Source organism: Microcoleus sp. w2-18bC1, from assembly GCF_036700365.1.
In the GTDB taxonomy this organism is placed as follows: Bacteria; Cyanobacteriota; Cyanobacteriia; order Cyanobacteriales; family Microcoleaceae; genus Microcoleus.
The window spans coordinates 59616-72531 of record NZ_JAUBOS010000019.1 but is presented as its reverse complement, the minus strand read 5'-3'; the positions used below and the strand labels follow the sequence as shown (position 1 = coordinate 72531).

At 47.3% G+C, this 12916-nt stretch carries 11 protein-coding genes, 1 tRNA gene, 1 pseudogene and 1 other annotated feature; of the genes and pseudogenes, 10 read left to right on the top strand and 3 right to left on the bottom strand.

Annotation, left to right across the window (positions count from 1 at the left end):
• The first annotated feature begins 53 nt into the window (after window positions 1-53).
• A complete protein-coding gene (locus QT979_RS13145) occupies window positions 54-4136 on the top strand; it encodes an amino acid adenylation domain-containing protein (RefSeq protein ID WP_333310381.1) in 4083 nt (1360 codons plus the stop codon).
• A gap of 217 nt (window positions 4137-4353) precedes the next feature.
• On the opposite strand, the gene QT979_RS13140 is transcribed toward QT979_RS13145, so the two are convergent.
• The gene (locus QT979_RS13140; RefSeq protein WP_445304781.1) at window positions 4354-5781 is read right to left on the bottom strand and encodes an inorganic phosphate transporter; all 1428 of its coding nucleotides are present in this window, start codon (window positions 5779-5781) and stop codon (window positions 4354-4356) included.
• 40 nt (window positions 5782-5821) lie between these two features.
• On the opposite strand from QT979_RS13140, the gene rplS reads away from it, so the two are divergent.
• From rplS to rplL, 9 genes are all read left to right on the top strand, one after another.
• Entirely contained in the window at window positions 5822-6205 is a 384-nt protein-coding gene (gene rplS / locus QT979_RS13135; RefSeq protein WP_242721249.1) for a 50S ribosomal protein L19, read from the top strand.
• 134 nt (window positions 6206-6339) lie between these two features.
• Window positions 6340-6412, top strand: a tRNA-Trp gene (locus tag QT979_RS13130).
• Window positions 6383-6592, top strand: coding sequence for a hypothetical protein (locus QT979_RS13125; protein ID WP_333166852.1), 210 nt, complete (start codon window positions 6383-6385; stop codon window positions 6590-6592). The genes QT979_RS13130 and QT979_RS13125 overlap by 30 nt, the downstream gene beginning before the upstream one ends.
• Window positions 6593-6736: 144 nt before the next feature.
• Complete coding sequence (secE, locus tag QT979_RS13120; protein WP_172186534.1) at window positions 6737-6970, top strand: preprotein translocase subunit SecE; 234 nt, start codon at window positions 6737-6739, stop codon at window positions 6968-6970.
• A complete protein-coding gene (gene nusG / locus QT979_RS13115) occupies window positions 6967-7605 on the top strand; it encodes a transcription termination/antitermination protein NusG (RefSeq protein ID WP_333054359.1) in 639 nt (212 codons plus the stop codon). The genes secE and nusG overlap by 4 nt, the downstream gene beginning before the upstream one ends.
• A gap of 3 nt (window positions 7606-7608) precedes the next feature.
• Window positions 7609-8034 carry a 50S ribosomal protein L11 gene (gene rplK, locus QT979_RS13110; protein ID WP_006635588.1) on the top strand — a complete coding sequence of 142 codons (426 nt, stop codon included), beginning with the start codon at window positions 7609-7611 and terminating at the stop codon, window positions 8032-8034.
• Window positions 8035-8257: 223 nt separating this feature from the next.
• A complete protein-coding gene (gene rplA / locus QT979_RS13105) occupies window positions 8258-8971 on the top strand; it encodes a 50S ribosomal protein L1 (protein ID WP_333310377.1) in 714 nt (237 codons plus the stop codon).
• A gap of 108 nt (window positions 8972-9079) precedes the next feature.
• Window positions 9080-9252 (top strand) — a sequence feature (ribosomal protein L10 leader region).
• Between the two features lie 29 nt (window positions 9253-9281).
• Window positions 9282-9866 (top strand): 50S ribosomal protein L10, encoded by a 585-nt coding sequence (gene rplJ / locus QT979_RS13100; RefSeq protein WP_333209415.1) that lies wholly within the window; start codon window positions 9282-9284, stop codon window positions 9864-9866.
• 136 nt (window positions 9867-10002) lie between these two features.
• Window positions 10003-10395, top strand: a complete 393-nt coding sequence (rplL, locus tag QT979_RS13095; protein ID WP_333037133.1) for a 50S ribosomal protein L7/L12 — start codon at window positions 10003-10005, stop codon at window positions 10393-10395.
• Window positions 10396-10553: 158 nt separating this feature from the next.
• Here the strand turns inward: rplL and QT979_RS13090 are convergent, their stop codons facing one another.
• The gene (locus tag QT979_RS13090) at window positions 10554-12194 is read right to left on the bottom strand and encodes an FAD-dependent oxidoreductase (RefSeq protein WP_333310404.1); all 1641 of its coding nucleotides are present in this window, start codon (window positions 12192-12194) and stop codon (window positions 10554-10556) included.
• 180 nt (window positions 12195-12374) lie between these two features.
• Window positions 12375-12916 (bottom strand): annotated as a pseudogene (locus tag QT979_RS13085) (CopG family transcriptional regulator); the annotation flags it as partial.

Below are 12916 nucleotides of genomic sequence, written 5' to 3'. Positions count from 1 at the left end.
AAGATGGTTTTTGGCTTGGGCAAGATGTTGAATCGAGAAAGTAAATGAAAAGGATGGCTGTTGAACAGGATGCAATTTCGATAAATATGCAGCAAGAAACAGAAGTTTTTGTATTTCCAGCATCGTTTGCTCAGCAGCGGCTTTGGTTCCTCAATCAATTAGCACCGGATAATCCTTTCTATAATGTTTCAACAGCGCTCCGCTTAACTGGTTCGCTCAACTTAAGATCTTTAGAGCAAACCTTCAATGAAATTGTGCAGCGGCACGAAACTTTACGCACTACTTTTACGCTTTTGGAAGGGGAACTCGTACAAATTATTGCTCCCTTTTTAACCGTATCTCTCCCCACAATCGACTTACAAAATCTTTCGCCAGCTCAGCAGGAAACCGCAGCGCTGCAACTCGCAACCGATGCAGCGCAATGCCCTTTCGATTTAGGGGCTGGGCCGTTATTCAAAGTAACGCTGTTACAACTCAGTGAAACAGAACATATATTGTTGCTGAATTTACATCATATTGTGGCTGATGGTTGGTCGATTGGAGTGCTAATTCGAGAGCTGGGAACGCTCTACACAGCATTTGTAAAAAATGGGATCTCGCACTTACCAGCATTGCCCGTGCAGTACGCCGACTTTGCAGAATGGCAGCACCAATGGTTGCAGGGCGAAGTATTAGAAACCCAGTTAGCTTATTGGCGGCAGCAGTTAAACGGAATTACCACACTCAATCTACCAACAGACAGGCAAAGACCAGCCGTTCCATCCTACCGCGGCGCTAAACAATTTATAACACTATCACCTGCTTTGAGCGAGGCGCTAAAGTCATTGAGCCAGCAAGAAAGCGCGACTTTATTTATCACTCTACTAGCCGCTTTTCAAACTTTGCTGTACCGCTATACAGGACAAGTAGATATTGCAGTAGGAACGCCGATCGCCAATCGCAACCTGAGCGAAGTAGAAGCATTAATCGGCTTTTTTGTCAACAGTTTGGTGGTGCGTGCAGATTTATCAGGAAACCCCACTTTTCGGGAACTATTGCATCGGGTAAAAAACGTCGCAATGGCAGCCTACGCCCACCAAGATTTGCCCTTCGAGAAGTTGGTTGAGGAAATGCACCCCGATCGCGAGTTGAGCCGCAACCCCCTATTTCAAGTTAGTTTTAGCCTGCAAAACACTCCTGTAGCAGCGCTAGAATTGCCGGGAATCGTTGGAGAGGCGATCGACTTTGACGCGGGAACCGCCAAGCTCGATTTAGAGTGCCACTTGTGGGAAAATGCAGGAAGTATTCAAGGGCAATTTGTCTACAGCACAGATTTATTTGATAGCGGCACAATTGCGCGCATGGCGGGACATTTCCAAACCCTGCTCGAAGCCATTGTTGCCAATCCCAAACAGCGCCTCAGCGACTTGGCTTTGCTGACAGCGCCAGAATACCAGCAATTATTAATCGATTGGAATGACACTCAGAGAGATTATCCGCAAAACCAGTGTTTCCATCAGCTATTTGAAGAGCGAGTCGAGCTCGCGCCCGATGCTGTAGGCGCCGTCTTTGAAAACCAGCAGTTAACCTACCGCCAACTCAACAGCCAAGCCAACCAACTTGCACGTTACTTGCAGCAATTGGGAGCAGCACCAGAAATTTTAGTGGGCCTTTGTGTAGAACGTTCCTTAGATGCGATCGTCGGATTGCTAGGCATTATCAAAGCAGGCGCAGTCTACCTGCCTTTAGATCCAACTTATCCTCAAGAGCGGCTTAACTTCATGTTAGAAGATGCTCAGGTGTCGATTTTGGTAACTCAGCAGCACTTAGTAAAAAACTTGACGCAGCCGGAAAATTACGGAGTTTTTTCAGTAGTGTGTTTGGAATCCGACAGAGAAATTATCGCCCGACAAAGCCCAGAAAACCCAACTACAAATATCCTACCAGAAAACCTAGCCTACGTCATTTACACATCTGGTTCAACCGGAAAACCCAAAGGCGTTCTAATCGAACATCGGGGACTATACAACTTAGCACTAGCTCAAAAAGAAGCTTTTAACTTAAACTCAAATCACCGCATTTTGCAATTTGCCTCTCTGAGTTTTGATGCCTCAATTTTTGAGATTGTCATGGCATTGGGAACCGGATCAACACTTTACTGTGCCAAGAAAGAATCTTTGTTGCCAGGACAAACATTAATCCAATTTTTGCAGGACAATGCTATTACCCACGCTACCCTCCCGCCCTCGCTGCTAGCTGTCCTTCCAAACGCCAAACTTTCCGCACTGCAAACAATCATCTGTGCTGGCGAATCCTGTTCCCCCGATGTTGTTAAACGCTGGGCTTCTGGGCGCAGATTTTTTAACGCTTACGGCCCTACAGAAGCGACAGTCTGGTCAAGTTTGGCCGAAATTGGCGAGCGCAAAAAACCGCCCATCGGCCGCCCAATAGCTAACACTCAACTCTATATTTTAGATAAAAATTTACAGCCTGTACCCGTTGGAATTCCCGGTGAATTGTACATCGGGGGCAGCGGATTGGCGCGAGGCTACCTGAACCGCCCCGAATTAACCGCCCAGAGATTTATTGCTAATCCGTTTAGCCAGAAAGCAGGAGAACGAATTTATAAAACTGGTGACTTAGCTCGCTATTTTCCCGACGGCAATATTGAGTTTTTAGGCCGCACTGACGAACAGGTAAAAATTCGCGGTTATCGAATAGAATTGGGAGAGATTGAAGCGCTGGTGGTTCAGCATCCAGCAGTCAAAGAAACAGCGGCGGTTGCTGTGGATGATTTGTCTGGCAACAAACGCCTAGTTGCTTATATCGTCCCCAATCACAATCAGACAATTAATCCTGTGGAAATACGCAATTTCCTCAAACAACAACTGCCCAATTACATGATTCCCAGTGCTTTTGTGGCGATGGATTTTCTGCCCCTAACTCCCAATGGCAAAATTGACCGCCTGCGCCTACCTGCACCCGGAACTATAACTAGCAATTCAATAGATAAAAGCTGCCTTGCACCTCGCACACCAACCGAGTCAACCCTCGCCCACATTTGGGCCACAATCCTCAACGCAGAGTGCGTTGGCATTCGCGATAACTTCTTCGATTTGGGTGGAGATTCCCTGCTGGCAATCCGCCTCATCAATGAGATTAATCAGCAATTTGAGCGCGAGTTGCCGCTGTCTGCTCTTTTTTTAAATCCGACAATTGAAGGTTTAGCAGATTGGCTATCTTCAGAAACAAATTCTCTGGAATGGTCGCCTTTAGTTGCAATTAAGCCTCGCGGTAAAAATCCCCCATTTTTCTGCGTCCATCCCATCTTTGGCGTCGTATTTCCTTATGTCGAGTTAGCGTTTCAGCTAGGAAAAAATCAACCGTTTTACGGGCTGCAACCAAAGGGTATTGACGGCGAAAGTTCTCCGTTAACTAGCATTGAAGACATGGCGGCTGACTACATCGCAGCCTTGCGTACCGTTCAACCAAAAGGGCCTTATTTTTTAGGAGGCTGGTCTTTTGGAGGTTTGGTTGCTTTTGAGATGGCTCAACAGTTGCTCGCAGCGGGGGATGAAGTGGCTTTACTTGCTGTGCTGGATACTTTAGCGCCCGTTTCTGCTAACAAACCTTCTTTTTGGGACGGTTGCAAGTTTATTCTGACTACTGTTTCGCGCTCTATCTGGCCTTTTGTAGTAGATTATTTTCGCTTGGTGGCTGGTGCAGAAAATGTTCAAAGTGGCGGTATTGCTGCCAAATTTCCGAAATTAAATAAGATGCTTAATTTGGCAGCTAATTTTTTGCATCGCTGGAATTGGAAACAGACCGTTATGGTTAGCATCCTATCTCAGGAGTCAAAAGAAAGAAGCTGGCGCGAGCTGGCAATTCCCTCGATGTTTACTGTATTTCAGGCTAATAGTCAAGCAACTCTCAACTATGTACCGAAAATTTATCCGCAGCGGATTACTCTGTTTAGATCGAGGGAACAGCTAAGCATGAGTCATCAAGATCCGACTCTTGGCTGGAGCGAATTAACGGCCCAAAAAGTAGAGGTGATTAGAATTCCTGGGAATCACCTGACTATGCTGAGAAAGCCCAACGTTGAGGTGCTGGCTCAAAAGCTAAAGCATTGCTTGGAGAAGGAATTAAGTGATTGAGTGGCCGTTTGGCTTACTTGTGCGCTGCAACCGGGATTGATGTGCGAAAGCGCTATTCGTCCTGAATCTGATCTTTATCTGCGTGAATCAGCGTCCATCCATTGTCATCTGCGGTTTACATTCTCTTTTTAAAACCGCAGATGAGGGCAGATAAACACAGATTAACGCAGATGAATTCTATCAATTCCGGTTGCACCATCCATCTAAAATCTAAAATCTAAAACTGCCCAATGGATTGCGCGATGCTGAAGATGATAGCACCCAAACCTGCTGCGATCGGAATTGTCACCAGCCAAGCCGAACCAATTGACAGCAAAGTTTCCAAGCGTACTGTTTTCCAAGCTTTGATCAGCCCGACTCCGACAACTGCACCCACTAAAGCGTGGGATGTGGAAACTGGCAAACCGAAGCGGGATGCTAGCAAGACTGTGGTGGCTGTGGCTAATTCCGCGCAAAATCCGCCGCTTGGTTGGAGTTCGATGATTTTTTCGCCGACTGTGGCTATTACATTTTTGCCCCAGATGGTTAAACCGATGACTATTCCTGCGCCTCCGAGGACTAAAATCCACAGGGGAACGCTGAAATCCCCTGAAGGAAAGGAACCTGTGCGCCGGATGTAGGCGATCGCAGCTAGGGGAGCAACTGCATTTCCTACGTCGTTGGAACCGTGGGAAAATGCTACAAAACAGGCGCTTAAGACTTGAAATCTCGCCATTTGTTGCTCGATGGGAGAGTGGCGGGGAGGGGGAGAGGGGGAGAGGGGGAGAGTGGGAGAGTGGGAAAATATTCCCTCTTTCTTATTCCTTGCATCCGTTACATCCGTTACAAAATCCGCTGCCGAACCTTCTTCCTTCTCAACTGATTCTAATTTTTTCCAGCTATTGAGTGTCAAGGCGATCGCAGCTATTGCCGCGATGCCAATGACAATATCGTGAGTTGGAAGATTCCAGCCAAATCGATCGTGCGCGGCGGCGATCGCCCCTGTCTGCACCAAAGCGACATTCACAACAGACGGCAGTACAATTATCCCAAATACGCTCAGCATTGCTGCACTCAGCCAAGGTATCCACTCGCGCATTTGAGATAGAGGATCTGGCCGATCGAGAATCGAATACTTCACCACACTGTAAAATAGTGCGGCTAAAGCACCGCTGGCAACAGGTGTCGCCACCCAAGTTAGGGAGATGGTGCCGATGGTGCGCCAATCAACTGCATTAATTCCGGCTGCAACACAGCTAAAACCCGCGATCGCGCCTACCACTGCATGGGATGAAGAAACCGGCAAACCTCGACTGGTAGCGATTTGCAGCCATATCCCGCAAGCAATCAGCACTGACACCATCCCGATTAAAAATACTTGTGGTTGAGCCGCGAATACTTGTGCATTCACAACTCCTGTTGCCAGAGTTTCGGAAACTCCTTGGCCGAACAGCACTGCGCCGGAAAACTCCAGTATGCCTGCAACGATTATTGCCTGCCGCAGCGTTAGAGCCTTAGAGCCTACGGATGTCCCCATCGAGTTAGCGACATCGTTGGCCCCCAAGTTGGCGGCGACGTACAAGGCCAGTGCGGCCATTGCCCCTAGTTGCAGAAATACGACCCCGGAGGTATCTAACATAGAATTTTTTTGACAGAAAACGGGCATTTCGATATATGATAAGGGATTGTGAGTTTTGGTAAATCCGATGAAAGGCGCAGAAATAATCCGTTCTATCGAAACGGAAGAAATAAATAGAGTCAAGCAAGAACTCAATAAACAAGTTCCCGAAATTTACGTCGGCGACACAGTGCGAGTCGGCGTAAGAATTAAAGAGGGTAACAAAGAACGGGTTCAGCCCTACGAAGGGACTGTGATTGCCATGCGTAACGGCGGGATTAATGAAACAATCACCGTCCGCCGCGTGTTTCAGGGCGTCGGCGTGGAACGGGTGTTTTTGATTCACTCGCCCCGCATCGCTACGATCCAAGTGATGCGCCGCGGGAAAGTCCGCAGAGCAAAACTTTACTACCTGCGCGATCGGGTGGGCAAAGCTACTCGTGTCAAACAGCGGTTCGATCGCTCCCTGTAGGAATGCACCCAGCTTCCCTTTGGTTCATGGTTCATGGGAAATTGAGAAATTTAAAAAAAAAGTTTCCCATTTAGGAGCGCACTGTGTTAAAATAGAAATCTAGAGGTTAAGCGAATTTCAGCAACCTCACCTGTGCGCTCTTAGTTCAGTTGGTAGAACGCAGGTCTCCAAAACCTGATGTCGGGGGTTCAAGTCCTCCAGGGCGCGCTGAATCACCAAACTTTAAATTCTGCCCGAAAGCGCCCGGATTATTGGCTGGCAACAGTCAAAACCGCAAACTTTCGGGTAGAATTAATTTTTGTGGGCGGTTCGCAAAAAATGCCATCAACAAATGCTCGGTGTGGCTTCTCGATCGTCGGTTTAGGCGATCGGCATTTACGCCGTTGATTGGTTGGGCTTGTAAAAAAGTCGTGGCTTTAGATTTGAGATTTGGGACTTGGGCGTAAGTGGTTAGTGTCACAAAATCTGAGAGCCGCGAGCCACTCACACCAGCTAAAATCTAAAATCTAAAATCGCAAGGGGGATTGAATCGTGGCGAAAAAAGACGAAGCTCAAGAAACTCAAGAAATAACGGCGCCTGGGTTTAACCCTGCGGGTTTTTTTAAGGAAACTAGAGAAGAACTCGACAAAGTGGTTTGGCCCAGCAGGCAGCAGCTAATCAGCGAGTCTTTGGCCGTGCTTTTGATGGTAATCCTCTCAGCAAGCCTGATTTATTTGGTGGATAATTTCTTTAACTGGGGCGCGGGAAAGGTGTTTGGGCCATGACTTTTGCATCAGAAGAATCTGAGTATTCCACAGAAGCGACGGGACAGGCAGCATCGCCAGATGTGCCGGAGATTGATGCTCGCTGGTATGCTGTTCAAGTTGCCTCTGGCTGCGAAAAGCGCGTGAAGGCAAACTTGCAGCAGCGGATTCAAACTTTGGATGTTGCCGATCGCATCGTTCAAGTAGAAATTCCGCAAACTCCGGCAATCAAAGTCGGCAAAGACGGTTCCAGGCGGCAGTCAGATGAAAAAATCTTTCCCGGCTACGTACTCATCCGTATGTTTATGGACGAGGATACGTGGCAGGTGATCAAGAATACCCCGAATGTAATTAATTTTGTCGGGGCAGAGCAGAAACGCCGCTACGGGCGCGGCAGGGGTCACGTCAAACCGCTACCTCTGAGTCATTCGGAAGTAGAACGGATCTTCAGAAACGCTCAGGAATCAGAACCAGTTGTCAAAGTATCGATGTCTACTGGAGACCACGTTGTGGTACTTTCCGGGCCATTTAAAGATTTTGAAGGTGATGTGATTGAAGTTAGCCCGGAACGAAACAAGCTCAAAGTTTTACTCTCGATTTTTGGGCGCGATACGCCTGTAGAATTGGAGTTCAATCAGGTTCAGAAACAGAACTAACTAATGGCAAAGAAAGTTGTTGCAGTAATTAAGTTGGCGATTACGGCGGGAAAAGCCAACCCAGCTCCTCCGATCGGCCCAGCTTTGGGTCAGCACGGCGTCAATATTATGATGTTTTGCAAGGAGTACAATGCTAGAACCGCAGACCAAGCAGGTCTGGTGGTTCCGGTAGAAATTTCGGTTTTTGAAGACCGCAGTTTTACGTTTATTCTCAAAACCCCGCCGGCGTCGGTTTTGATTCAAAAAGCTGCTGGCATTGCTAAAGGTTCGGGAGAACCTAACCGCAAGCAAGTAGGGACGATTACACAGGCTCAGTTACGAGAAATCGCTGAAACCAAAATGCCTGACCTCAATGCTAATGATGTTGAGGCTGCTATGAAAATTGTGGCAGGAACGGCTAAAAATATGGGCGTGGCGATCGCGGATTGATGCCAGTTGTCAGTTGTCAGTTGACAGTTGGCAGTTGTTAGTAATTCAGGATTTTGAAGGTAAAATCTTCAATCCAAAATCCAAAATCCAAAATCGATCGGTTCAGGGGGAGAAGCAAAGCTTCGCTAGGAATCGAAAAATGATAGATTTTAAGATTGTCCGATAGGTTCAATCTAAAATCTAAAATCTAAAATCTAAAATCGACTGACCCCAGGAGATAACAATGGCAAAGAAAGTATCGCGAAGACTGCAAGAACTTCAAAAGAAAGTTGAAGACAGACCTTATTTACCGCTGGAAGCTCTGCAACTTTTGAAAGAAACAGCAACCGCTAAGTTTGGCGAAGCTGCTGAAGCTCACATCCGTTTGGGAATTGACCCGAAATATACTGACCAACAGTTGCGGACAACTGTATCGCTACCAAAAGGAACTGGTCAAGTAGTCAGAATTGCGGTGATTGCTAAGGGCGAAAAAGTTAAAGAAGCTCTAAATGCCGGCGCAGATATTGCTGGTTCTGAAGAGTTGATCGATGAAATTCAGAAGGGCATGATGGACTTCGACTGCCTGATTGCTACCCCAGACGTGATGCCGTTGGTGGCAAAATTGGGTCGGTTGTTGGGCCCGCGCGGTTTGATGCCTTCTCCGAAAGGTGGCACGGTGACGACTGACATAGCTCAGGCGATCAACGAGTTTAAAGGTGGTAAACTAGAATTCCGTGCCGATCGAACTGGCATCGTTCATGTTATGTTTGGCAAGGCAGCTTTCTCAGCGGAAGATTTGCTGGTTAACCTTCATGCTTTGCAAGAAACTGTTGATCGCAACCGTCCTTCTGGTGCTAAAGGCCGCTACTGGCGCAGTTTGTACGTATCCGCAACAATGGGCCCGTCTATCGAAATCGATATCAGTGCTCTGCGCGATACCAAACTTGATGCCGCGTAGAAAGAATTAAGCAGAAGGCAGAAGGTAAAAGACAGCTTCGGCTGTCTGTGTAAATCTCTCACAAGATTTGCGTCATGGCCTTGCTATGTCTGCCTTCTAGTGATAGCCTAATCAAAAATCAATAAGCTGAAGACCGCAGGTGCCGATCGCTTAATTTCCTGCCGAGGCTGAAGAAATAAAAACTCAAGACTCAAAGATTAGAAATTTTCTATTTTTAATTCTGACTTGTTAATTTTTAATTCTCTGCCCCGGCTCTAAGGTCGGGGTTTTTGGTGGGCAGTTTTCGATCCTAAAAGGAGGTGAAATAAGTATGGGCAAAAGTTTAGCAGTAAAAAATGAGATTATTGCAGACCTCAAGCAAACCTTGAGCGAATCTCAACTGGCGATCGTGATTGACTACACGGGCTTAACTGTTGCTGAAATCACAGATTTGCGTCGGCGTTTGCGTCCGAAAGGCAGCAGTTGCCAAGTGGCAAAAAACACGCTGATGCGAATTGCTGTTGAAGGCAACGAAACCTGGCAGCCGCTACAGGAATTGCTGACTGGTACGTCGGCGTTTCTGTTCGTGCAAGAAGATATTGGCGGCGCGATTAAAGCTTACCAAGAATTCCAAAAAGTCTCTAAGAAGACTGAACTTCGCGGCGGCGTGATGGAAGGACGGGTACTGAAAGAAGCTGATGTTAAAGCATTAGCCGATCTGCCGTCGAAAGAACAACTCATGGCTCAAATTGCTGGCGCTATCAACGGTGTCGCAACCAAGTTGGCTGTGGGTATCAATCAAGTTCCTACTTCGATCGCTCGCGGTCTTAAAGCTTATGCTGAAAAAGACGGCGATTCAGCAGAAGTAGCAGCAGAAGCAGAAGCACAACCTGAAGCAGAAAGCGTATCTGCTTAGTCATTAGTCATTAGTCATTAGTCATCAGTCATTAGTGTTAATCCACAGGCTGAAGGCTGGAGACGACAAACTAATGATGGAGGAGCAATCCCAAATTCCAAATCCCCAATCTACAATCGAACTAGGAGTTTAACGAATGTCTACTGCAACTGACGAAATCTTGGAAAAACTTAAGTCTCTGACTTTGCTCGAAGCTTCTGAATTGGTCAAGCAAATTGAAGAAGCTTTCGGCGTCAGCGCTGCTGCTCCTGTCGGCGGCATGATGATGATGCCCGGTACAGGTGGTGGAGCCGCTGCTGAACCCGTAGAAGAGCAAACCGAGTTTACTGTCATGCTCGAAGAAGTTCCTGCTGACAAGAAAATCGCAATTCTGAAGGAAGTCCGCGCAATTACCGGTCTGGGCCTGAAGGAAGCAAAAGATTTGGTAGAAGCCGCACCGAAAGCAGTTAAGGAAGCTATTGCTAAGGAAGCTGCTGAAGAAATGAAGAAACAGCTTGAAGCTGTGGGCGCAAAGATTTCTATCAAGTAGTCAGAGAATGTAGTTGGTGTCTATTCCGGTGACACCGGAATGATGGTTGACGGTTGACTGTTGACGGTTGACTGTTCCCTAAAATTAATCGCGCGATAGTTACATCTCTCGCGCGATTAATTGTTTTTGGTGTAGGGAAGCGGCATTGCCGTGTCCTCTTAGATTTTAGAGGCGGCTTCCATTTGCCGCACTACTGTTAAAGCTGAATACGAAACGCCGGCAGTTCCTTCTCCGGGATGGGTGGAGTCACCTACTAACCACAAGTTTTTAATTGGTGTGCGATTGGCAAATCCAAAGGGGCCGAAGGTTGGTATTCGCTGGCCGATGCCACCCACAACGCCTCTATCTCTCGCTGTGTAGCGGGCAAAGGTGCGGGGTGTGGCGGCTTCTTGGTGTACGATCGACTCTGGCGTCAAATTGAAATATTCGCTCAAACGGGCGATCGCCCCTGCGGTATATTTTTGCTTTAATCCTTCATAATCAACCGAATTCCACCACATTCGAGTATCAGTAAATGAGGAAGCGATAATTGTCGCCATTCCCTTCGGTGCTCGGCCATCACCCGGATGGCTGACAGAAACAAATAATGAATTATTCTCACCAATCTCGCCTTCGTAATCGTAGAGAAACTGAAGGTGGGGCGGACAATTTTCTGGAATAGCGCTTTCATGGACTCCCAAATATATGACAAATGCACCGGATGCAGGCGGCAGTTTATCGACTCTATATTTGTAGCCTGCCATTTGATTTGGGAGTTGGTTTGTTGTCTCTGAAGTCTCTGATTTAACCGATAAATTATCTGTTAAATTATCTGTTAAATTATCTGTTAAATTTCCGACCATCGGCTCGCTTGACAACAATTTTACTAAATTTTGCGCTGTCACGTTGGCAACAATGCGATCGGCTGTTTCTGTCCAAACTTCGCCTGTTTTTTGATTGCGAATCACTGTACCGGTGGCTTTGCCGTTGGCAGTGACAATACTTTCAACTGTATGCCGCAATAAGACTTGGCCGCCGTCTCGTTCGATCGCCTCTACCAGTCGATCGCTCAATACCTGCATACTTCCTTGTAGATGATACAATCCCTGCGGCTCTTGCGAAACTCCTAAAGCCGTCGCCGCGTAAAGTAGCGCCGTTTCTTCGGTATCAACTTGAGAATACAATTTTAACTGCAAATCCAGAAAAGTTTTCAAGCGCAAATTGTCGCCCAACCCACAAAGCCGCAAAGCATCTCCCACTGTCATAAAAGTGAAAGGCAAAGTAATTAGAGTATCGGGGCGAACTGCTTGAATTAATTGCCAGAAATCCCAGAAGTTTCTGGGCGGTAAAACTGGATCGCGCCCTTGAAAGTTCCAGCTAGCTTTGAACAATGCAGACAATAATTGCCAAAAAGGTTCACTTCCGGGAAACTGCCGCTGCCTTTCTTCCTGCCACTTTTGCGGATCTCGCCACACGCTAATCGGTGCGGTTTCTCCCGGCAAAAACACCGCACAGGCGGGATCGCAGGGTGTCGCGGCCGGAAGTTCTATGTCTAATTCTGAAAAAATTCGGTGATGAATGCCTCCGGGTTCCAATCCTGCAACCTGCGTGGCGCCGACATCGAAGGTAAAGCCTTTGCGTTTGAAGGTGGAAGCGCATCCTCCGGGGACGATCGCCTGGTCTAAGACTAGCACTTTGTATCCTCTGCGGGCTAGCAGGGCTGCTGCTGTTAGCCCGCCGATTCCGCCTCCAATTACCGTGACGCGGCCCTTAGTGTCTGCTGGATTGGATTTGCTCTCAGGGGTGCGATCGCCTGTCATAAATTTATTTATTGTAATATTTCTTAATAGTATGCTCATATTTTGCAATAAAAAGCTCTTGTAGCGACAGGTTGAAATCTATCGCTACAAGAGGAAGGAGACCGAGTTTAGAGGACTTTTTAGGGATAAAGTGATCCGGGCGCACCCGGAGCGTTAGACTGTGCCGTGCTGATGAGAAAATCAGGGACGGCGCCACTTGTTGAGATAAGCTTCGCCAATCCCAGCCACAGCCTGCATTTGAGCTAACTGTTCCCGTAAAGCTTTGATGGTTCTTAGCTGTTCTTGAGACTGTTGTTGCAAAGCGTCGTAATTTCGCTGTATCGCCGCACTCTGGCTCAATTGATTTTCTAGAGATTGCAACTTGCTTCGTTGAACTTGGAAGTCGCCGATCGCACTTGACTTTTCTGCTAACTCGTGCTGTAAAGATTCGTAACTCGACTTTGACACGGTTTCCTGGAATTGGCTTTCGAGATTTTGCTTTTCGGTGGCGAATTGCTGCTGCAAAGATTCCAGAGCACCGGATTTTTCGCCTAGCTGTTGCTGCAAAGATTCCAAAGCACTGGATTTTTCGGCTAGCTGTTGCTGAAACTCGTGTTCCCGGTGTTCTCTTTGGGCCAATTGCTGCTGCAAAGATTCCAGAGCGCTGGATTTTTCGCCTAGCTGTTGCTGCAAAGATTCCAAAGCACTGGATTTTTCGGCTAGCTGTTGCTGAAACTCGTGTT